The following is a 23,264-nucleotide window of genomic DNA, read 5'->3' as shown; positions in this document are numbered from 1 at the left end:
TCCAGCAACCGCTGTTGGAAAGAGAAATCACGATGTTGGAAATTACCCAGGCCAAGTTTACCAATCCCGAAAGTCTTATTCAGGAATGCCAGTCTTCTTTGAAATTGTTTTTACAAAGAAAAGAGATCGGCTTTCCACAATTGGTTGAGCGTATCAACCTGTGGCAGCAGTCCCACAAAATGGGTGCCGAGTACGCTTCCAAATTCAAAAAACTTGTTATCGTGGGCCTTGGTGGCAGTTCTCTTGGAACTCGCGTGATCCGCGAGGTGTTTAACGCCAACAATATGTTCTTCGTGGACAACGTCGATGCGCTGGTTTTTGAAACCTTGATTGACGAGTTGGGTGATCTTAAAGATGTGGCTTGGGCGTTTATTTCCAAAAGTGGTACGACGATTGAGTCACTATGCGCTTTGGAACTTTTGGATCAAGTCTACAAAGAGGAAGGTCTTCACCTTCCTTCAAATTCAATTGTGATCTCTGAAACTAAATCAAGTTCGCTGACGGATTGGGCACGTAAGCACAAAGTGCCTGAATGCGAAATTCCGGTGGATGTGGGTGGTCGTTTTTCTGTGCTGTCCCCAGTGGGTATGTTCCCGGCAGCATTCCTAGGTTTGGATCTTGAAAAATTCCGCGTGGGCGCAAAACGTGCGTTGATGGATACGGCGACTGTCACTCAAACTATGGCGCAAGTTGTTCAGTCCTATGACCGTGAAGAGTGGATCACTTTGTTGTGGTCTTACAATTCCCGTATGAAAGATTTCGGCGGTTGGTTTGCGCAATTGTGGGCAGAGTCTTTGGGTAAACCAGTGACTCGCGCGGGCACTCCGGCTCCAAGAGTTTCCACTCCGATCGCGGCTATCGGTGCCTCTGACCAACACTCCATCCTGCAACAGGTGATGGAAGGTACGAAAGACAAGTTCGTGATCTTTCAGCGTGTTGACGAGGCTGAAGGTGGTTCTATGCGCATCAAAAATGCGCAATTCAAAGAAACCATGGACCTGCAAGGTCGCACGATGGGCGAGTTGCTAAAAGCGGAAGCTTTGGCGACGCAGGAAGCCCTGGTGGCAAACGGTGTTTCCACAATGACTTTGAAAACTAAAGCATTGGATGAAGAAACATTGGGTTACCTGTTCATGTTCTGGCAATTGGTTGTCGCAGGCTTGGGCGAGTACTTGAAAATCGACGCCTTCAACCAGCCAGGTGTTGAAGCCGGTAAGATTTTGGCAAAAGCGAAACTTAAGAAATAAATTTAAAGGGCTCCCCGGTAAACAACTCAAAACCGGGGAGCCCTTCCTTATCCCTGCATGCCATCCATGGACGAAGATGGAGGCAAGTGGCGCTCTGAAATCTGCAGGGATTCAATCTGCTTCTGTATGATCCGATACTTCCGACCCAGTTCAATCCGTTCATCAAGCGTCGTGGCCGCTTCAAAATCAGGAAGAAGGTCCCTCTCTTCCACTCTGATATGCTGACTTACCATCTCTGCAAGCACTTTTGCTTTCGACATGAACGAACGTTCGCTCGTCGTTGTGTTCATGTCTTTGCAGATCTGTGTGGCCAGGCGATGCTCTAATTCACCTTCGGCAGTATCCATCATAAATTCAGGAATTCGCTTCATGCGCTCATACAAAGTTTCCTGCTCAGGTTTTGCGTGGGCCTCGAACAGGATTGAAAATTTTGACAGGGCATTTTTCTTATCAAGGAAGGAAGCTTCTTCGTCTTTAAGAACAAGCAGAAGATCTTTCAATGGCTTGTGATCAGCTTTGATGATTTGAATAATATCATCAGGATGAGATTTTTGCTGGCTCAACTGTTCCATTGCAACTTCCTCCTGACCGGATCTAATTGCAATCGGTGGTCCTGCCCTGGCATGAACCCCAGCTGAAAAATAGAGGCAATAGAAAGCTATTTCCAACGGAGGCAGAGGATATTTGCCCCCGAGTTGTGGTTTTTTGGGATTACGTTCTATTTGGGTCTATGGAGTGCACTTATGTCGACAATCGTTTTTAGAAAGACCTGCAGCGCCTGGTCATCAAACTTTCGTTCAATTCGATTTTGAAGTTTGTCAAAATACGAGATCGCAGCTGTGGCGGTTTGAGCGCCCTTGGCCGTGACAGTCAGCACATAGCCGCGCGCATCTTCTTCAAGGATGGATCGTTTAATCAGTTTTTTCTTTTCCAGTGAGCGAATGCAGTGGCTGACATTGGCTTTAGGAATTCCAAAAGACTCTGATAGCCAGCCGCATTGGCGTCGAAACTAAATTCTTATGCAAACAAGTAAGTCCGTACGCCAAAAAGGTACGGACTTACCTGTTGGGCGCGGAATAAAAAAAGGGAGCTAAGGCTCCCTTTTTCATTCTTAATTGAATCAAAAGACTATTTCTTTTTACCGTATAGATGCGGAAGATAACCCGCACCCAAAACACCGGCGTGATTTTTGGTCTTTGCGATCTCGATCTTACATTCTAAGTCCGTGTTGATTTGACGGATGATCTTAGAGTAATTCGCTTTCAATTCCTTGAAATACAGATCTTTGATTTTAATCAAACCACCGCTGATAAAGATTTTTTCCAGGTTGAATGCCAAAGAAAGATTGTGGCACAGAACTGCCAAGGCAAACGCCATATCAGCATACAGGATATTGTACTTAGGATCTTTGGTGTCGACCAATTCCTCGACGGAGTTTCCGGTGAAGCCCATTTCTTTAGCGCGACGTAAAAGTCCCGTGCCCGAAGAAAGACCTTCCACCGTGTAGTGATGAATTTTATCCGGATTGTTTTTCAATCCCACCATGTCCGCCACAAAGTGACCACATTCAGAACCCATGCCCGCACTTTGGCAAGGCATGCCGTTAAAGATAATTCCAGAACCCACACCAGTGCCTACAGTGACAACAGCAAAGGAGTTCATGCCTTTTGCTCCGCCGACCCAGCCTTCAGCCAATGCGGCTGCCGTAGCGTCGTGCTGGAAGTGAACTTTGGTTTTAAATCCGCGCTTCACGATTTCTTTTTCAACCATGTCACGGATAGGTACGACTTTCCATCCTGGATAGTTCACAGGATTAACAAGCTTACCTTCCTCTGCGTTTAGTGGTCCCGCACTCGCAAGACCGATACCTTTAAACACAGAGGCAGAAGTTTCCTTAGGGAATCTTTTTTTGAAATCCAGCGCGATGTCTGACATCAGATGAATCACACGCTGTTGAGTTTTTAGTGCAGAACCTTCGCGCTTCATATCGACTGGAACTTTTACGAAGTCCAGCATCTCGCCGTGGTTATCCAGCAAAGCCGCAGCCAGCTTGGTTCCGCCCAAGTCGAAACCAATGGTATAAGATTTTTTAGTCATAGCAGTTTTATTTTTTGTTTTTGTTTTGCTCACGGTTCAAAAGTACCAGAGATGAGTACGGAGGCAAGTTCACAGTGATTGTTCCGTCAGATTTGACGTTGTATTTCATGTCTGTGCATTTGCGTAATTGACGGCTGTAAGACGGGCCAGTCAGGTCACAGTAGCTGCCCGCAGGCAATCCCGTTGGCAATTCGCGAGTGATCCAGCCGCTGGAGAAATTCAAAGCCACAAAACCCAAATTTCCACGGCTGAAAGACACGAAGTTCACGTAGTCTGTATTCCAGTTATTCACGTAAAACGCTTTATCAGTCTGATTGCGGAAGTTCACCATCGCAGCCACTTCAGGCAGGCGGTGCTCGCATGTCCAAGGTGCCACACAGGTGTTATTTTTCGATAGAACATTCAATGTGCGCAGATCTGGTCCCAAAGGAGGGCCTTGATCGTAAGAGGTGAAGTCATACCCTGAATAAACCTGAGGATAACCGTAAGGGTACGCCAGCATATAGATCTGAGCCAGGCGGTAGACGTTGTGATCCGCCCCCGTGTAGCGCAGGATGTTTCCGTCACCGGTTCTTTCAAGGTCATGATTCGTCACGAACACCAAAGAGTGCTCGCTTTCTGGAAGTCCACGGGACAGGTTCAGCAAATTACCCAGGCCGCCAAACTTGATGCTGCCACCAAGGATGAACGGATATTCGTAGGCTGTGACATCTCCACCAGCAAAATAATCGGCATAGTTAATTGGACCGCCATTTTCGTGGATGATTTCCTGAAACACATAAGCACTGCGTTTCATCTTACGAACGATTTGTGCGATGTCTTTCGCGGGAATGTGTTTCGCAGCATCGATACGGAAGCCAGAAACTCCCAGATCCAGCATATGGTTCAGATAATCAGCGATCGATTGCTGAACTTTAGGAGCGCCCGTTGCCAAGTCTGCAAGACCGACAAGTTGGCAGTACTGAAGTTCATAAAGATCACGGTAGTTAGCGATGTTATCGTTGCCGTTACGTCCACACGCGTGGAAATCATTGGCGTTATAAAGCCCCGGATAATCTTTGTGAGTGAACTTGGTGCCGGCGAAACCTACGCCTTGGGGGAAGCCCGCCATGTGGTTGATAACCGCATCGGCATAGACATCGACTCCAGCAGCGTTGCAGCGTCTGACCATGTCAGCGAATTCTGCTTCGGTACCGCCACGGGATTCCAATTTATAGCTGATAACTTGATAACGCTCCCACCATGCACCGTTATGAACTATGTGTTCGTGTGGCGGGGAAACTTGAACGGCAGAAAAACCAGATGGACCCAGATAAACTTCACACTCACGTGCGACATCTCTCCATGGCCACTCGAAAAGTTGCACGAACACCGTTCTTGGAGCTGCAAGCGCCGAACTTGTGCCCAACAAAACAGTCAGGAGTAAGATTGAACGTTGCAACTTTGAAAACACGCGGACTCCTATAGTCTCTGATTTTGTCCGGTTTTCTTATCAAACAGGTGAGCCTTTGTCAGATCAATTTTCAGTGGAACCTTCTGTCCTTTGGAAAATTTATCCATGGAATCCGTAATAATTCTCACACTTTGGCCCTCTAATTGGCCGTGCAGCATTTGTTGGCCGCCTAAGTTTTCTGACAGTTCCACCGTATAATCGCCCAGAGCGATTTCTTGAGCGCCCAAGTCGCCTTTATTGATTCTGAAACTCTCAGGGCGAATTCCCAGAACCTGCTCCGCTTTTTGCGCTTCGGGCCAAGGAAGGCGGCGCACCACGTTTCCTTCAATGAAATTCATTTCCGGGGAACCGATGAAACTTGCGATGAACATGTTTTTCGGACGGTGATAGATATCTGTCGGAGTACCCACTTGTTCGATCACGCCATCTTTAAGAACGGCAATACGATCCCCCATCGTGGTTGCTTCCATTTGATCATGGGTCACATAGATCATCGTGGATTTTGAATTTTCGTGCAGACGTTTGATCTCGACACGCATTTGCGTGCGCAGGTGAGCATCCAGGTTGGAAAGAGGTTCATCAAACAAAATGACCGGCGTCTGGCGAGCCAATGCACGACCCAAAGCCACGCGCTGACGTTGACCACCGGAAAGTTCTTTCGGGCGACGAGCCAGGAGGTGAGAGATCTGCAGAAGGTCTGCGATTTCTTTCACGCGTTTGGAGATTTCAGTTACGGCCATGTTTTTTAGTTTCAAACCAAAACCCATGTTTTCTTCAACCGTCATGTGCGGGTACAAAGCGTAGCTTTGGAAAACCATCGCAAGGTCACGATTTTGCGGTTCCACGTTATTGATAACTTTGCCACCGACTTTAATAGTACCAGCATCCAAAGTTTCCAGGCCCGCCAGTGTTCGAAGCAATGTGGATTTACCGCACCCCGAAGGGCCCACCAGCACCAGGAATTCACCAGCGGCGATTTCCAAAGAGATGTCTTTCAAAACTTTTGCAGAGCCAAAACTTTTTGCGCAGTTAGAAAATTCAATAGTTGCCATATTCACTTAACCCTTCACGCTTCCCATTGTCATACCGGATACCAAATAACGGGAAATACTGATGAACAAAATCAAAACCGGAATACTAACGATCAAGGCACCTGCAGCATACAAGCCCCATTGAGTCGCAAGGCTGGCCTGGAAGGAGCGAAGTCCCAACGGCAGCGTATAAAGTTGTGGATCCTGCAAAACCACGGCAGCAATCACGTATTCAGACCAGCTCGACATAAAGCTGAACAAAGCGGTGATCACCAAAGCAGGTGATGAAATCGGCAAAATAATTTTAGTGAAAATCATCCAACGCGAACAACCGTCCAAAAGCGCTGCTTCTTCAAGCTCGCGCGGGATGGTGTCGTAGTACGCTTTCATCTGCCAGATACAAAAAGGCAAAGCGGTCGAGGAGTAGATGATAAACAATCCCCAGAAACTGTCGATCAAATGCAATTGCGACAGAATAATGAAAAACGGCAGCATCAACATGGTTGCCGGAAACATCTGTGTCGTTAGCAATGAAAACAGCATCATATTACGACCGCGGAAGCGGTAACGTGAAAGAGCATAAGCACTGCAAGACGCTAGGGCCACGCCCGCAAAAGTCGTGACAGCACTGATGATCAGGGAATTTTTCAACCACACCAAAAAGTCCGTTTCCGTAAACAGGGAAACAAAGTTTTTCATGGTGGAGTTTGGTCCGATGATTTCCAGGCTTTGCGTTTGGAACGCATTATCGCCGCGCAAAGAAACGGAAATCACATACACAATCGGATACAGCGAAAACACTGCAAACAATAAAATGGAGATCCAAGCCAGAAGACGTTTTACCATTACTTGGTCTCCTTTTGGTATTGGGATTTAAGCATACCCAATCCCCAGATCACTAAGATCAGGAAGATCAAAACTGAAACCGCTGCTGCGTAACCGTAGCGATACAGGTTAAAGGCCGCTTTATACACGTAACTGACCAGGATGTGAGTTTGATCCCCTGGCTCGCCCGCATTGGATACCAACCAGATCACATTCAAATTGTTGAATGTCCAGATAGAACCCAGCAATGCCGCTGGCACCATCACTGGCAATAGCAACGGCCACGTGATGTGACGGAAACGCTGCCATGAAGTTGCACCATCCAGGCGAGCTGCTTCATAAAGAGAATTAGGAATCGACTGCAATCCACCCAATGCCACAATCATCATGAACGGGAAGCCCAGCCACACGTTGGTGAGGATGCAGGCAACGAACGCCGTGGTCGGTTGGCTTAGCCATTGAACCGGGGACAGCTGTAGGAAGTTTTGCAGGAAGATATTGATCGGTCCATATTCCTGATTGAACATCGCTCTCCAGGTCAGGGCTGTGATGTATTGAGGCACCGCCCAAGGGATGATCAACAAAGCACGCCAGAAACCTTTAAACGGCATCACGGAATCAATCACCACCGCCAGGAATACCCCGAGCGTCACGTGAAAGAATACATTTGATGCTGTCCAGATGATGGTCTTTAAGAACAAAGAATAAAATTTCGGATCAGAAAGCGCATTGATGTAGTGAGTGAAGCCAACAAGTGACCAATCCTGGAAAGTGCGCAGGGAGAAGTTCGAAAAAGAAATCGCGATATTATAGAAGAACGGGTAAACGATCACCGCAAAGATACCAATGAACGCTGGAAGCATCATATAGTAAGCAAAACGATTCGGACCCTGGAAACCTTTGATAAAGCCCAGCAGGGAGTTGCGGCCTGTCCAAAGTACGATCAGGATAACCAGGCCAAAAATAATCTTAATGACGATGGCGCCGGCATCCGGTTGCAGAACCTCGTTCATTTCAGAGATTTGTTTTTCAGCCAGGACTTGAGCACCTTTGGCGCCCGCTTCCGGAGTTAAGCTTCCTGCCAATACCTTTTGATATTGCACGCGCAAGCTGTCCCAGATAGCGCGAACTTCCGGAACGATCGGCATGGGGTGCCCAACTTCCATGATGTCAGCAGAAATTTTCAGCAACGGATTGTTTTTTACAACTTCCGCGTTACGCGCTTCAAGGTTGGAAGGCAAAGTTCCCACTTTTTCCGCAAACTGAAGTTGCACTTCTGTGGAGGTCAAGTAGCGCAAAAGTTTGATCGCCGCCTCTTCGTGTTTTGGCGATTTCATGTTTACGTTAAGGGAGTAACCTTTGGTACCAACTAAAGACGCCGGCCATTTACCAGTGCCAGAGATCATCGGAATACGAGCGATTCCAAAATCAACTTTGGCTTCCTTGTAGTCACCCCAGGACCAGTCACCGTTAATCAGCATCGCGGCTTTACCGTCCTTGAAAAGGGCGTTGGCGGTTTCGTAGTCGCATTCTTTAGGGATGATTTTGTGTTTATCGCGCAAATCCAAAATGAACTGGAAGGTGTTCGCAAGTGCTGCGGTACTTAGATTTGGCTGAACATCATTCTTGATAAAGTCTTCACCGAAAGCCGGGATGAAGGGAGCAAAGAAGAAAGGCTCGGTGTAGTTAAAGACCAGACCCCATTGATCGATACGACCGTCTTTATTGCGGTCGATAGTCAGGCGTTTGCCCATCTCGATCAATTCGTCAGAATTTTTTGGGGCAGAAGGTAAAATCTTTTTGTTGTAGATCAACATCAGATGATTGCCGACCGAGTCCCCGATGGCGAAGTGTTTGCCATCGTAAGTTGGAGCAGCTAGTGGATCGAATTGTTTAAAGTAATCCTCGCCCAGAATGGTATCCAGCGGACGAATGATGCCCATCGTGGCAAAAGGGCCGATTTGGTCGGAAGGACCATAAACCAGCTCGGGACCGGAACCACCCATAGCAGCGGATTGGTAACCGCTGCGCAGTTCCTCGGTTTCACGGTAAGTGGATTGAACGATAATATCAGGGTTTTGCTTTTCAAATTCCTTCAGAACTTCAGCAAGCACCACGCGGTGCCCGTAGATCATCTGATGCCAGACGTGAATTCTGACCTTGTCGGCCTGGGCCGCCATCGAACAAAATGTAATCAAAAGAAACAAATAATACCGCATTAATTAACACCTTTGAACGAAGATCCCTTGTTCAGGCGAAGGACAACTGTCGTCACGCCTGGAATCTGGATCTGAGACTGCGCTCGATTGAGAATCACTTGCGCAAGCGCAGGATCCACATTCGGTCCAAACGAAGGGTCGTAACCCCAGTTGTAGCTCAGTACTTTGTGAGAGAATACTCGAGGATTTTTCGAGCTGTTAAACATAACTAAAATTGCTTCGCGCTGATCATGCAAAACCATCGCGATGAGGCCTGGATCAATCGTGCCTTCATTGTCGATAAAGACCAGGCCTTTCATGATTTCATCCAGGCTGTTCATTTTGAAAAGCGGGCTGCTTCGGCGCAGACGCAGAAGTGCTTTATAATAGTTTGAAGTTTGCGTGATCAACTGTGGTGTAACTTTTAAATCCTGGTTTTGCAGGCGTGGTTGCCAGAAAGCCCAGTCATCATAGTTCTTCCACGCAGGTGGAAGGCCTTCGCCCCAATAGTTATCTGTCCCGTGCCAGTTGATACGGTTAAAGAAATCACCGGAGTCATAAGAATCCTGGTCGCCATTTTTAGAGCGCAGTAACTCGACACCGGCTTCCATAAAAGGAATACCCTGACTAAGCATCGGAATCGCCATCGCCAGTTGATGCATGCGCTGGCGTTCAGAAGCTGAAGCCGTGCCCGGCGTGCGACCATAAGAATAGAACGGAGCTTTAGCCTGAACCGCATCCCACAAAGTATAGCCGTCATGAGCAGAAACGTAGTTGATTGTTTCAATCGGTTCTGCGGAAGTTGCCACAGGGCTGTTACGGTACATTAGGTTGCCGGCATAGATCACATTTCCGTAGTGTTCACGGAAAGTGAAATCACGCAAGTTTCCAGCAAGGCCCACTTTGATCACGTCGCCCAAGTGGCGAAGTTTACCCATTTGGGCATTCAGATCCGTCGGAGTGTTGCGGTTGGCAGGCTCGTTATTGAAATCAAAATACAAACCTGTCGCGAATCCCTGATCGGATTTTTCAGAGGAGCTTGTCGTGCCCCCACGAACCGCATCGCGCAGGCGATCGTTAAAGAAACCAACGCCTGTTCCGTAGGCATTTAGCTGGCTCATCGCCTCTTGGGGATTTTTTTGATAGAAGGAACCAAACGGCCAGCCTTCACCATATATATAGATGCGGGATCCATCCACGCCATCACGTTGCAAAGTCAAAGAGCGTAATGCTTCCTTCACTTTCATCATGGTCGAGCGGGAGTGGAACGCCATCAGGTCAAAACGGAAGGCATCGATCTTATAAGCTTTTGCCCAATGAACGACGGAGTCGATCATCAGTTTTTCCATCATGAAGTTTTCGCTGGCCGTATCTGCACAGCAGGAGCTGTTGTAGGTGTAACCTTCATCTGTCAAACGATAGTAGTAAAGCGGTACGATTTTATCGAAAACTGAAAAAGCACTTAAACCGTTTTCATAGGTGTGATTGAAAACCACATCCTGCACCACTCGCAGACCCAGGTTGTTGATCGCCTGAACCATCGTGCGGGTTTCACGTACACGGGAAAGTCCATGCGGATCCATTGCATAACTGCCGTCAGGTACAAAGAAATGAACCGGGTCATAGCCCCAGTTAAAGGCATCACGGGCGCGAATTTGCGCCAATGCACCCTGTGCATCCTGAAGATTTGAAGTGGACGAGTTGATTGATTCCCAGCTCGCACGATTTTCATTCACCGAACCGATGTCGTTGAATGGCAACAAATGCAAATGAGTTAAACCGGACTCTGCCAGGGATTTTAGATATTGAGTTCCGTTACCATTTGTCTGAGCGAAAGCATCGTAAGTACCACGATAAACAAATGGAATGCTGTCATCGTTCGCGCTGAAGTCGCGGATGTGCAATTCATAGATTGTTATGTCTTTGAAAGAATTCAGATAGGGTTTTGTCAGGTTATCCCATCCATATGGTTTTGATTCGGCGCTCTCCAAATCCACCAGTTGAGATTTTGCCCCGTTCATAGCAAGACTTATGCTGTAAGGGTCAGTGACCAACGATGTTTCCATACGGTCTGTAAGCGGATGGTAAACACTGACTTCGTACAGATAATAATAATTCTGATACTGGCGGGGAACCAATGTCGTCCAAACACCGTTTTGATAAGTCGGAACTAGTACAACATCTGATTGCAGCGATGTTGGAGAAGCAAATAGGGCAACACGAACGCTGTACGCCGTTGGTGCCCAAAGCTTCAACTGAAACTGCGAGCCCAGATTTGTCAGGCCAAGGTCATTACCCTGATAAGCATAAAGCTCGTCCAAAAGACCCGCATATTGAATCGCCGTTGAATCCAAAAGCTGGTTCTTATCATTCGTCACAAAAACTTTAAGCGGACGGTGAATCAGTTCTTCGATGATTTGGCGGTTTAAGGCCGCCGTGCTGACGACTGCGTAGTTGTCCTGACGTTGCAGCACAGGAAGGGGATAAGTGCGCGGAACGTCTTTGAAATTGATTTCAGAGTTTGCAAGTTGGAACATCATGTTGTCAGCCACACGCAAGCCCTGCGGAAGTTTAACCAACATCTTTTGAGAATTCAGCCACTGCGCGCGCGCAGGAGCTGTTGCGGTTGCATTGACGGCAACGGCATTGCCAGCAACCAGCAACGAAATTGCCAATACGATATAGAAAGCACTGAGTGTCTTGAAGGTTCGATCTAGCAAAGCATCCCCTAATTTTTTTTGCTAATTCCACGCATAAGTTCTGGCCAGGGCGGGACTTTATGGGTAAGCCTCGGGTTTTTCAAGGAATGGTGTATGAAAAAAATCTTTTGGGTTCTTACGATTTTGCTCGCGACTTTTAACGCACATGCTCTGGAGGCGGACTTTACGACCTATCTTCGTGGTGGGACTGGGGTCAATCAAGAGGGGGGCAAAATGGAGTGCTTCCGCAACAGAAATTTGCCCGGTAATTTCCTGCGTTTAGGAAATGAATGCGACTTCTACACGGAATTAGGGTTCGTTTTTCATCACAAAAAAGCCACTGAGGCCGATCCCTCATTTTTCAGAACGCAACTACGCTATGCGTATAGTTCTGAGGGTTTGCGTCAATGGGAGTCAGGCAAACAGACCATCGATACTTCAGGGACTGAACCCGAGGCGACCATTTCGATTCCAAAGTCCGAAATCGAAGCCTACGTAAAAGCCGGTGGCTTTGATGGCAGCCCGGTCGAGTATTGGGTCGGAAAAAGATTCTACCGTGATGTCGATTTGTTCATCTTCGATTGGTACTACTATGGCGAGATGGCCGGTGTGGGTGCCGGTGTGGAAGCAATTCCCGTGGGCCCAGGTAAACTTGCAATCGCAAACTTGATCCAAGCGAATGAAGATTTCAACACCACTTCTGTAGGTCGTCCGGTTTTGAACATCTGGGATTTCCGTTACACATCTATCCCGGTATTTGCCGAACAAAAAATCAGTTTCTGGGGAGTTTATGCTTGGGCGAAATCCAGCACTACAGACACTGCGACTTTTGAATCTACCAACGGCTATGTTCTGGCAACAAAGTTGGAAGGTCCTGCATTCACTGGTTACAACAAAGCGGCTCTTGAATTTGGTCAAGGGGCGATGAATGGTTTTAACGTTTATGGTAACAGTGCAGTCAACTCGGGTGAGCCTGCTCAGCTTGCGCAAAACCAAGCTTGGAATCTTCGGTTCGTAGAAGACTGGTCTATGGATGTAAGCGACAGATGGGCTGCAATGTTTGGTTTTGCACTAAATTATGGAAGTAACGGTAGAGCAGAAGATAATAAAGTACAGTGGCAGGCCATTGGTGTTCGACCTATTTATTACTTCACGGACCGTTTTCAACTAGCCTTTGAGGCTGGATACAATCGCTATGAAGACGAGTCCGAGGGAGTGGGCGCTCGTGAACTAAGTCGAGTTGCTATTGCTCCACAGCTTTCCTTTGCAAAAAGCATCTGGGGCCGCCCGGTTATGAGAGCTTATGCCTCCTATTCATTTTGGAATGATGCGAATAAAGGCGATGACTTTATTGGTAGCAGCGCTCCGACTTTCGCGGACAAAAATGCCGGTTTCAATGTCGGCTACCAATACGAAGTTTGGTTCTAATTCCGTTTTAGTTTGAAACGAAAACCCCGACCGAAAGTCGGGGTTTTTTTGGTTCATTGTCACGCGTTGGTCCCTTCCTTATAATTGTCGTTATGGTTAACAATGACGATTCTTCTGATAATTTAGAAAAAACCAGTATAGTTGCGAGTGACACCTTCAAAGGAAAATTGCGAGAGGCCGACGATGTGCCACCGGCAATTTTGGTTTTGATCGGGCCTCCGGGATACGTTGGAAAACAATATCCAATTACTGCGAGTGATATCACTATCGGCCGCTCTGTCGAGAGTCAGGTTTACATCGATGATAAAAGTTTAAGTCGTTCGCATGCAAAATTCGCAGTGAATGGAAGTGAAGTTTCCATTATCGATTTGGGCTCCACGAATAAAACTGTGGTGAATGGTCAGACTATTCCGGCGTTGGCTTCGTGCCTGCTGAAAAATAATGATCAAATCAAAACGGGTAACGTTATTTTCAAGTTCCTGGAAAAAGGCAGCTTGGAAGCGATGAGTACTTCTGCACTTTACGAGCGCGCTCAAAAAGATGCGTTGACGGGTGCTCACTCCAAAGGTGCTTTGATTGAAAAAGGTCCTGAGGCGATGAAGCGCTCGGAAGTTTTGAACGAGCCACTAAGTCTGGTGACATTCGATATCGACCATTTCAAAAAAATCAACGACGGTTACGGCCATCCAGGCGGTGACTATGTTCTTAAGGAACTGTGCCGTATTGTGATCATGAAACTGATCCGTGCGAACGACTTCTTCTCTCGCTACGGTGGTGAAGAGTTCGTTCTGCTTCTTTCAGGCTCCAATGCGAAAGTGGCTGCGGAAGTTGGCGAGCGTATTCGCCACACTATCGAGACCAGCGAATTTGTCTTCGAAGGCAAAAAGATTCCGGTCACGATTTCGGTGGGTGTTGCTACCAAGTATGCGGCAGAGACCGAATGGACTCAGCTGTATGATCGGGCCGATAAAGCCTTGTACCAATCAAAACAAGGCGGCAGAAACAAAGTTACTGTTGCTCCTTAAACTCAAACCCGGTGATGAACCGGGTTTTTTTATTGCGCTGCCGCACCCGTAGCGGGTGTGGAGATTGCACATGCGGCACATTTACTTTTTTTAGATTATTTGCGGTAAGGACGCTGTTGTTGTGCTTTTTTTGCAGCTTGTTTGGTGGAAGAAGGTAAGCGGGTTTTCTTTACGGTTTTCTTTTGGCCTACTCTGTATGTTGGTGGCTTTTTGAATGGGCTTGGGGGGGCTGGCAGCACTGGTTGTGGTGCTGGTCTGCGGGGTTGGATTGGGGTCAGTAGGGGGACTTGGGCTACTATTTTGGGTGCCGCTGTCTCTGGAGTTTCTTTTCCAATCATAAGTAGTGCAGTCCACAGGAATGCTACTGAGACTGCTACTGTCACAACATTTTTGAATGTCGGCTCAGACGCGGTTTTATTCGAGAATCCGCCGAATGGTTTTTGGAAACTTTTTTTAGAGCCTCCACCGGCGTTTATTCCTGGCAGCTTGTGCTGCGGTGGTGGTGGGACGCTTAGTTTTGTGATGCTTAAATTTGGATCAGTGATGGTCTTATGAGTCAACATTGACATCACTTCTTCGGCTGTCGTGGTCGTGCTGATGGTCATGGTTTTGTCGTCTTCGATTACGAACTGGCGGATTTTTTCCAGGGTGTCGTTGTACGTGACGGCGAACACGGTTTTTAAATACTCAGCCAATGCCAGGGCGGAAAAGTCAGGATGCTTTGTTGATAGCAAAGTGCCGATCTGGCGCGCGACTTCGCCGGCATCTTCTGCGCGGGCGCGCGGATCGTGATGAAGCATCGTTGGTAAGACACCTAACAACTCTGCACTACGATCTTTAATCACAGCGGTGGGAAGGTTCATCACGTCGTACATGCGAATGGATTTTTTAACTTCGCCGACGGTGGAGCCGCCAAAGAAGCGCGCGTTTGCGAGCATCTCCCAAAATACTATTCCTAAGGAAAAAATATCGGTGCGATTATCAAGGGTTTCGCCATTGACCTGTTCAGGGCTCATGTAGGCGACTTTGCCTTTCATCTGACCGACTTGAGTCATTGCTTCTTCGGAGTGACCTTTGGCGATGCCAAAGTCGATGATCTTCACTTCGCCCTCAAAGGAAATCAAAATGTTGTGAGGGCTGATATCACGATGGATCAGGCGCAGAGGCGAGCCCGTCTGCGGATCCACGGACTGATAAGCATAGGCCAATGCCAAAGCCACCTGGTGAACTATATAAAGAACGAATTGAGTTTCAAGTGGCTCTTCCTTATCGCGGTGATAGGAAAGCAAATCCCGCAAGGTGACGCCGTTAATATATTCCATCACCATAAAAGCGCGGCTGTCTGATTCGCCGAAGTCATAGATCTTAACGATGTTCTGATGATTCAAGTTCGCACTCACGCGAATTTCTTTAAAGAACATCTCTTTAAACATTTCCGCGTTAGTGGATTCGGGCAAAGTTGTTTTGATGGCCACCAGTTTACTGACGCCAAATCGCGACTCTGATTTTCCCAAATGAACTTCGGCCATACCGCCTTCGGCGATACGCTTGATAATTTGATATGGGCCGATTCTTTTGGGTGTGTTCATCCAGAGAACTATTCGGTTTTTTCCGCTTTGCCCATAACTTCGGTGGGCTTAAATAGTGTTCCACAAACCGTGATCTTGTTCCCGTGATTTAACTGAGGGAGCGGTTAGTGAGGGTAAGCCCTTGGGATCTCTGGATAATTATGTCCACTTACACAATACTGGGCCCATGCAAAACCAGACTATTACAGAATTCATGATGAACAAATTTGAAGAACTTCGCAGAAGCAACAGACGCATTTCTTTGCGTATGGTTGCGTATAAGATCGGCATTACACCAGGCCGTTTGAGCGAACTGATTCGCGGCAAACGTCCTCTTTCGGAGTTCTATTTTGAAAAAATCTCGACAGGGTTGGGGTTGAATCAAGATGAACGTCAGCAATTGAGATCTTATATTTCTGTAACATCCCGCCGTTTCAGCTCAGACCGCGTGGTCGGAATGAAGAGCAATGCGATCATGGGTGGTTGGGAAGAATACGCTATCTTGAATTTGCTAAGAATTTCCAACGGCAATGATGATGTGAACTGGATTGCTGACCGTTTGGGTCTGACTCCCGAATCTGTCGAGCAGGCGTTGGCGAACCTTGAGCGCATGGAGCTGATTCGTCAGGAAGAGCGCGGCATCGAGATCGTCCACCGCCGTTTGATTACTTCCTATGAATGCTCTGGCGAAGAAGGCCGTAGCCACTATAAGAAGTATTTGGAAAAAGCCAGCCAAGCAATGGAACTGGATATGAACTCCAGCTACACGGGGGTGACGTTGACGGTGAATCCTCAGCAAATTCCTGTGGCGGAGCGCATGATCGAACGTTTCCGTGGTCGTATTTTGCGCCTGTTGCAACAAGGAACACAGAGCGAAGTTTACTCTCTAAACATTCAAATGTTCCCCCTTTCGATCTCTCAAGATGTTGCGAAATCGTCATCTGGAGCGAATCTGCATCAGTCGCCTCGCGTCGAGCTTGATAAAGTTTAAATTGTTAAGCTATGGTGTCCCCCGTAAGGGACACCGATGACTTTAAATAGCTTTTTGAGTGCAAAACTAGAAGACATGCAAAAGAAAAACGCCCGTTTTTCCATGCGTGCTCTGGCTCAGAAAGCGGGCATCTCTCCCGGGCGTTTGAATGAAATTTTTCACGAACGCCGTCCACTTAGTAATCACTATTCAGAAAAAATTGCTTACGGTTTAAGTCTTAGCCAGGAAGACCAGGCAACCCTTTCGGGATTTATCAGCGTGCGCGCGAAACGCTTAAGCTTCCAAAAAGTTTTGGAAGAGCAGGAATTGCGTGTGATCACTACGTGGGAACCTTATGCAATTTTGAATCTAATGAAGACGGATGATTTTGACAGCTCCACAGAGTGGATCGCAAAACGTCTGGCGTTGAGCAATGAAAAAGTCGCCGAGTGCCTGGAGCTTCTGCAATCACTTCAGATCATTAAGATGAAGAATGGACGCTGGCAGCGTTTGCCTCAACAGTTTACCACAACCACTGATATTCCAAGGGCTGCGATCGTTCAAGGTCACTGCGCGGTTCTGGGTAAAGCCCAGAATGCCTTGCTGACAGTTCCTCCTGCGAAAAGAAATTTTACCAACATCACGATTCCCACCAACGTTGAAAAAATTGAAGAGGCGAAGCAACTGATCACTCAGTTCCGTCACAAAATCGCAATGCTTTTGGAAGATGGTCCGAAAACTCAGGTGTACAATCTTTCTGTGCAGCTGTATCCGCTGACGGACGTCAGTGAAAACACAGAAACTCCGACGTAAATTCTCAAATTGATTCGCCCCGGGAAACTCCCATTTTTCCCTGTTAAGGGAATGCGCAAAAATAAAAATATCAACAGTCTAAATCCAGCTTGATCGCGGACGTGGTGATTTTAGCTATGCCCTGAATTTGCATGAAGAGTTCTTGGCAGGGGGTGAGATGCGGTTCAGTTTCAGTAAGCTCGTCATTGTATTGGGAACGCCAATTGTTCTGATGGGCTATCAGAATTGCGCAAAGCTGGGCACCGAAAACCTGCTGGGCAAGAGTTCCGTGTTCGTCGCTGATGAGTCGATTGATTTGTCATCAACATCAACCCCTTCATCATCACCAGAAGCTTCAACTCCCGCTGAATTACTGACGGAAACTAAACAGAGCTGTTACCAAATTTCTGCACAGGACGACGTCGCTATCCAGTCCTGTCTGAACCTTTTCTGCAATCCCGCTGACCAAATCCAGGGTCACAATGCTAGAAACCTTCGTCTTTGCCAGAGGTTGCAAAGACTTGCCTTGATCCCTTAATCAGTTTCCTGCTCACATTTGTGGTTACATTAGCCCGGTTCATTAACGCCTTGTTAGGATCTGGCGGGATACGTCTCATTTCACTACTTTTTAACCAAATGTATTATGTACTCAAAAGTGTTTCATATTTAGGAACAGGTTTTTTTATTGGGAAAACTTCAGGAATTTCAATATCCCACCGAAAAATATGGAGTCAAAGTCGCTTTCGGCATGTACGTGGAGGAACCGTGAACAGAACCAATATATCAAGATTCAGCAAAATTCGAATCATGTGTATGTTCATTTCTTTGTTCGCGTTTGAACTCGCAAATGCGACTCCTTCCACATTTTCTTATCAAGGAAGAATCACAGATTCATCGGGCGGCAGTCCTGGTTTTACCATGGCTTCCTTCAGCTTTTCCATCATGGTGGATACGGCTGGGGGCAATAACCCGAACTGTACGTTGTATCGTGAACAAAAAGATCTGGTGCCAGTTTCAGCTACGGGTTTGTTCGACGTAGCGATTGGTGAAGGTACAGCGAATTTTCCAAATGTTTCTGCAAAAGTACATCAATACATGAACAACTCAGCGACAGTAAGTTGTGCTGAGGGTGGTTCATTCCTGGTATCTTCAAGTGATCGCCGCTTCCTGGATGTGCAGTTTAATCCAAACGGTAATACAGTTTGGAATCACATCACTCCGGCTTCAGAAATTCGTTCTGTGCCTTATGCAACGAATGCTCTCACTGCGGAATCTTTCGGTGGCTTGATGCCAACGGACTATATCAGAAAAACAGACGTGAGCACTTGTACTACAGGTCAGTTCTTAAGCTACAACGGTACAATGATGACGTGCTCGACTCCGGCAGGTACGGGTGCGATCGATGCTTCCTACTCTATTAAAGGTCTTGTGCAATTCCTTACTGACGCTGCCACTTCCGGTATCGTGGTAACGGGTGGTGTGGCGCGCGTGAACTTCGGTACGGGTGCCAATCAAATCGTAAAATTGGATGGTACTGGTAAACTTCCTGCTCTTGATGGTTCTGCACTAACAGGTGTTGTGGCTTCGAGTGCAACAACGGCGACGACAGCTACGACTGCAGGTACTGCAACTAACTTCTCAGGATCTTTGAGCGGTGACGTTTCCGGAACTCAATCCACGACTTCAGTGAATAAAGTTAAAGGTTATCCGGTTGTTACGACGGGTGTTGCTGACGGTAAAGTTCTGAAATACTCATCAGGTAATTTGGTGTTCGCGGATGATAACTCTGGTTCCACAGTTTCTGATTCGTCATACACTGTGAAAGGTATCGTTCAATTCCAAACTGATGCTGATACATCAGGTATTACTGTTGCCAGCGGTGTGGCAAGAGTCAACACCGGTACAGCTGCAAATCAAATCGTAAAAATCGGTGCTGACGGCAAACTTCCTGCAATCGATGGTTCGAATCTTACGAACCTTCCAACGCCAGGAACAGTTACTAACTTCTCTGGTTCTTTGGTTGGCGATGTAACTGGTACTCAAGGTGCGACAGTTGTTGAAGGCATCAGAGGCAAAACTGTTGATATGACTGGCGTTGCGAATGGCAAAGTGTTGAAGTACGACACGGCTGCCGGCGGTAAATGGGTTTTAGCTGACGATAATACGGGTGGTACGCCTGGTGTGGCTTCCTACTCAGCTACGGGGCTTGTTCAGTTCGATACTAATGCGGCCACTTCAGGTGTGATCGTAAATGGTTCAGGTGTTGCGAAAGTTAATTTCGGTACTGGTGCAGATCAAATCGTTAAATTGGACGGCACTGGAAAACTTCCGGCTGTAGATGGTTCTGCACTTACTAATATTGTAGCTTCTTCGTTGTCAGGTATTCTTCCGATTGCAAACGGTGGTACTGGTGCTTCAACTGCAGCAGGTGCTTTCGCGGCACTTTCTCCATTGGCTGCAAAAGGTGATTTGATTTCCCGCACAGCTACGGCTCCTGCAGTTTTATCCGTAGGAACTAATGGTCAGGTGTTGACAGCTGATTCTGGTGAAGCAACCGGTATGAAGTGGGCTTCTCCAACAGCAACTGATTTAACTACTATCGTTGGCACGGGTATCGTGCAAAGAACAGGTGCTGGATCTTATGCAGCACTGGGTACTGCGGCTCCATTGAATGTCACAGGTTCTGACTTGGGTCTTTCTTTTGGTGCAGGCCTAAAATTGGATACTGGTTCTTTGGTCGTTGATTCAGGTACAACAGCTGGCAAGGTCGTTGTCGTTGATGGTACTGGCAAGCTTCCGGCAATTGATGGTTCCCAGCTTACAAATCTTCCGGCGCCTTCGACTGTTGCTAACTTCTCTGGCTCTTTAGTTGGAGATGTTACTGGTACTCAGGGTGCGACGGTTGTTGAAGGTATCAGAGGTAAATCCGTTGATATGACGGGAGTTGCGAACGGTAAGGTTCTTAAGTACGACACTTCAGGTGGCGGTAAATGGATTCTGGCCGATGATAATACGGGCGGTACACCAGGCGTGGCATCTTATACAGGTACGGGCCTAGTGCAGTTTGATTCTAACGCAACAACATCTGGTATTATTGTCGATGGCTCTGGCGTCGCAAAAGTTAACTTTGGTAATGCGGCTGACCAGATCGTAAAAATCGGTGCAGATGGCAAGTTGCCTGCAATTGACGGTTCCAACTTAACTAATATCGTGGCTTCTTCGTTGTCAGGTACTTTGCCGATCGCAAATGGTGGTACTGGTGCGACGGCGAAACTTGGCGCTTACAACAATCTTTCACCGTTAAGTACAGCGGGTGATTTGGTTACTCACGATGGTACAAACAATGTTCGCATGGCCAAAGGAACTGCAGGTCAGATCCTTTCTTCCACAGCAGGTGGCCTGCAATGGATTAATGCTCCGTCAGGCAGCATCACTGATGTGACTGCGAATGCGCCACTTTCTGTGACGGGTACAACCACTAAAGATATCAGCATCAGTGCGGCAACAACATCTGCACTGGGTGTTGTTCAGGTTGGTTCCGGACTTTCTGTGACCGCAGGTGGAGTGGTAAGTGTGGACGCTTCCGGTTTGGCAGTAGATCCAGCGAACTTCACAGCTGCAGTACCAGTTAATAAAGGTGGTACGGGTGCCACAACTAAAACGACTGGTTTCAACGCGCTTTCTCCACTAACTACAGCTGGTGACATCGTAACTCACGATGGTACCAACAGTGTTCGTATGGCAAGAGGAACTGCGGGACAGATTCTATCTTCCACAGCGGGCGGCCTGGCCTGGATCAGTGCGCCGACTTCTGTTGCTGATTTCACAGGTAGCTTGGTCGGTGATGTCAGCGGTACGCAAGGTGCAACGTCAGTAGATAAAATCAAAGGCGTTCCGGTTGTTACAACTGGTATCGCTGATGGTAAGATTTTGAAATATCAATCTGGTAACTGGGTTATGGCTGATGATGCTACGGGCAGTGCTCCGGGTGACGCTTCTTACGCGGCAAAAGGTACAGTTCAGTTCCTGACAGATGCTGCGACCTCCGGTATCTCCGTTACTGCTGGCGTGGCTTCCTTGAATACAGGTACGGCTGCAAATAACATCGTAAAAATTGGTGCAGATGGTAAGTTGCCTGCAATTGACGGTTCAAATCTAACAGGCATCGTAGCTTCTTCGATCAACTTCACAGTGCCAATCACAAGTGGTGGTACGGGTGCTACAACCAAAACAACTGGTTTCAATGCACTTTCTCCACTAACAACTGCGGGTGATATCGTTACTCACGATGGCACTAACAGCGTTCGTTTGGCAAAAGGAACTACAGGTCAGATTCTTTCTTCTACTGCAGGTGGCTTGCAATGGATCAATGCTCCAACCGGCAGCATCACTGATGTGACTGCAAATGCTCCACTTTCTGTAACAGGTACTACAACTAAAGATATCAGTATCAGTGCAGCAACAGCGGCGGCGCTGGGTGTAGTGCAAATCGGTTCAGGTCTTTCTGTAACTGCTGGTGGTGTAGTTAGCGTGAATGCTTCCGGTCTTGCAGTGGATCCTGCCAATTTCTCAAGCGCAGTACCAATTAATAAAGGTGGTACTGGTGAAACGTCTGCAGCAGCAGGTTTCGCAGCACTTTCTCCGTTGGCAGCAAAAGGTGACATCATTACTCGCAGCTCCTCAGCTCCAATGGTGTTGAGTGTTGGTACGAACGGTCAGGTTCTAGTGGCTGACAGTGCTGAAACCAGTGGTATGAGATGGGGATCGAATGTAGCAACTGAATTGAATGGTTTGGCGTCTACAGGTATCGTTCAAAGAACAGGTGCCGGTACTTATACGACGTTGGGAGTTTCCTCTCCGTTGGCGATTTCTGCATCTAATATCGTTCTGAACACGGTGCCTATCGCCAGCGGTGGTACAGGTCAAACGACTCAGACAGCAGCTTTCAATGCACTTTCGCCGCTAACTACTAAAGGTGACATGATCGTTCATAACGGCACTAACAACATTCGTTTGCCGGCAAGTACAACGAACGGTCAGGTTTTGATGGTCGATACCGCAGAAGCTGGTGGCGTGAAATGGGCAGCACCTGCAGCAGCGGGAGTGACGACTGTTTCCGGTACTCTGCCAGTTGTTGTTGCCAATGGTTCGACGACACCAACGATTTCAGTGAATGATGCAACAGCCGCTGCAAAAGGTATTGTGCAAGTTGGTTCCGGTCTTTCCGTTGCTTCTGGCGTGGTCAGTGTTGATTGGTCCGCTAATACGGGATTGACTGCAAGTCGCATGGTTGCAACGAACAGCTCGGGCGGGCTTTCCGCATACAGCTGTGCAACTGGTCAGTATGTAACATTCAATGGTTCTGGCGAGGTTATCTGTAACAACTCTCCATTGCTGAATGGTGGTAACTCTTATACTGCAGCTGCGACAGTAGGTACAAACGACGGTTATGCCTTGAATCTTGAAACCAACAACACAACTCGTGTGGTTGTGGGCAGCGCCGGTAACGTAACCGTGAACGCTCCAACTTCAGGTGAGGCGTTGGTAGTAACGGGTTCGATCCGCGGTAAAAGCTATGAGGTTCCGTCAGGCACAACGGTTGATTGGGCTAATGGTAATACTCAGTCCATCACAACGAATTGCGGCTCGCAATTGACTTTCGTAAACATGATTGATGGTGGTGTGTATACACTGGCAATTACAGCTTCAAGCACATTCTCTGGATCATGTACGTTCGGGCAAACTTCACCGAATACGTTGACTGGTGGATCAGGTGGTAGCTTCTATTTCCTACCGACAAATGCTACGCCATCAGGTACAAATGCCGTGTATTCATTCATGCGCATCGGTTCTAAAGTCTACGTAAACTGGAGCAGCGGTTACGCAAACTAATTGCAGACTCTTGAACTTTACATTCTTAGAAAAGCGCGG

15 protein-coding genes are annotated in these 23,264 nt (G+C 47.5%); 7 read left to right on the top strand and 8 right to left on the bottom strand.

The genetic code is table 11. The annotated features are described in order from the left end of the window. Positions 1 to 32 precede the first annotated feature (32 nt). Positions 33 to 1,247 carry a glucose-6-phosphate isomerase gene (locus tag ACLWNV_RS14900; protein WP_413585233.1) on the top strand — a complete coding sequence of 405 codons (1,215 nt, stop codon included), beginning with the start codon at positions 33 to 35 and terminating at the stop codon, positions 1,245 to 1,247. Between the two features lie 47 nt (positions 1,248 to 1,294). Here the strand turns inward: ACLWNV_RS14900 and ACLWNV_RS14895 are convergent, their stop codons facing one another. The 7 genes from ACLWNV_RS14895 to ACLWNV_RS14865 all read right to left on the bottom strand — a co-directional run bounded on the left by ACLWNV_RS14895 (position 1,295) and on the right by ACLWNV_RS14865 (position 11,571). Beyond that, positions 1,295 to 1,819: a hemerythrin domain-containing protein gene (locus tag ACLWNV_RS14895; protein ID WP_413585232.1), complete on the bottom strand. Its 525-nt coding sequence runs from the start codon at positions 1,817 to 1,819 to the stop codon at positions 1,295 to 1,297. A gap of 556 nt (positions 1,820 to 2,375) precedes the next feature. Beyond that, positions 2,376 to 3,344: an ROK family protein gene (locus ACLWNV_RS14890; protein ID WP_413585231.1), complete on the bottom strand. Its 969-nt coding sequence runs from the start codon at positions 3,342 to 3,344 to the stop codon at positions 2,376 to 2,378. Between the two features lie 7 nt (positions 3,345 to 3,351). Then, entirely contained in the window at positions 3,352 to 4,797 is a 1,446-nt protein-coding gene (locus ACLWNV_RS14885) for an alpha-amylase (protein ID WP_413585230.1), read from the bottom strand. Positions 4,798 to 4,805: 8 nt separating this feature from the next. Further along, a complete protein-coding gene (locus tag ACLWNV_RS14880; protein WP_413585229.1) occupies positions 4,806 to 5,849 on the bottom strand; it encodes an ABC transporter ATP-binding protein in 1,044 nt (347 codons plus the stop codon). 6 nt (positions 5,850 to 5,855) lie between these two features. After that, on the bottom strand, positions 5,856 to 6,674 hold the full coding sequence (locus tag ACLWNV_RS14875) for a sugar ABC transporter permease (RefSeq protein WP_413585228.1): 819 nt from the start codon (positions 6,672 to 6,674) through the stop codon (positions 5,856 to 5,858). Beyond that, positions 6,674 to 8,851: an extracellular solute-binding protein gene (locus tag ACLWNV_RS14870; RefSeq protein WP_413585227.1), complete on the bottom strand. Its 2,178-nt coding sequence runs from the start codon at positions 8,849 to 8,851 to the stop codon at positions 6,674 to 6,676. Before ACLWNV_RS14870 ends, ACLWNV_RS14875 begins: the two co-directional genes overlap by 1 nt. A gap of 20 nt (positions 8,852 to 8,871) precedes the next feature. Beyond that, positions 8,872 to 11,571, bottom strand: coding sequence for an alpha-1,6-glucosidase domain-containing protein (locus ACLWNV_RS14865; RefSeq protein ID WP_413585226.1), 2,700 nt, complete (start codon positions 11,569 to 11,571; stop codon positions 8,872 to 8,874). A 93-nt stretch (positions 11,572 to 11,664) separates the two neighbouring features. Here ACLWNV_RS14865 and ACLWNV_RS14860 point away from each other — a divergent pair, with 93 nt between their 5' ends. Together ACLWNV_RS14860 and ACLWNV_RS14855 are read left to right on the top strand one after the other, a co-directional pair. Continuing rightward, entirely contained in the window at positions 11,665 to 12,978 is a 1,314-nt protein-coding gene (locus ACLWNV_RS14860; protein WP_413585225.1) for a carbohydrate porin, read from the top strand. Between the two features lie 92 nt (positions 12,979 to 13,070). Next, positions 13,071 to 14,003: a diguanylate cyclase gene (locus ACLWNV_RS14855; RefSeq protein ID WP_413585224.1), complete on the top strand. Its 933-nt coding sequence runs from the start codon at positions 13,071 to 13,073 to the stop codon at positions 14,001 to 14,003. Between the two features lie 95 nt (positions 14,004 to 14,098). Here ACLWNV_RS14855 and ACLWNV_RS14850 read toward each other — a convergent pair whose 3' ends face one another. Further along, positions 14,099 to 15,592 (bottom strand): serine/threonine protein kinase, encoded by a 1,494-nt coding sequence (locus tag ACLWNV_RS14850; protein WP_413585223.1) that lies wholly within the window; start codon positions 15,590 to 15,592, stop codon positions 14,099 to 14,101. 166 nt (positions 15,593 to 15,758) lie between these two features. On the opposite strand from ACLWNV_RS14850, the gene ACLWNV_RS14845 reads away from it, so the two are divergent. The 4 genes from ACLWNV_RS14845 to ACLWNV_RS14830 all read left to right on the top strand — a co-directional run bounded on the left by ACLWNV_RS14845 (position 15,759) and on the right by ACLWNV_RS14830 (position 23,225). Next, positions 15,759 to 16,562 (top strand): TIGR02147 family protein, encoded by an 804-nt coding sequence (locus ACLWNV_RS14845; protein ID WP_413585222.1) that lies wholly within the window; start codon positions 15,759 to 15,761, stop codon positions 16,560 to 16,562. A gap of 54 nt (positions 16,563 to 16,616) precedes the next feature. After that, positions 16,617 to 17,354, top strand: a complete 738-nt coding sequence (locus ACLWNV_RS14840) for a DUF4423 domain-containing protein (protein WP_413585221.1) — start codon at positions 16,617 to 16,619, stop codon at positions 17,352 to 17,354. A gap of 157 nt (positions 17,355 to 17,511) precedes the next feature. Next, positions 17,512 to 17,871, top strand: coding sequence for a hypothetical protein (locus ACLWNV_RS14835; protein WP_413585220.1), 360 nt, complete (start codon positions 17,512 to 17,514; stop codon positions 17,869 to 17,871). 269 nt (positions 17,872 to 18,140) lie between these two features. Further along, positions 18,141 to 23,225, top strand: coding sequence for a beta strand repeat-containing protein (locus ACLWNV_RS14830; RefSeq protein ID WP_413585219.1), 5,085 nt, complete (start codon positions 18,141 to 18,143; stop codon positions 23,223 to 23,225). Positions 23,226 to 23,264: the final 39 nt, after the last annotated feature.

This window comes from Bdellovibrio sp. HCB274, from assembly GCF_047306075.1.
In the GTDB taxonomy this organism is placed as follows: Bacteria; Bdellovibrionota; Bdellovibrionia; order Bdellovibrionales; family Bdellovibrionaceae; genus Bdellovibrio.
Note: the sequence above shows the minus strand (reverse complement) of the source record. Positions and strands in the feature narration are given on the sequence as shown.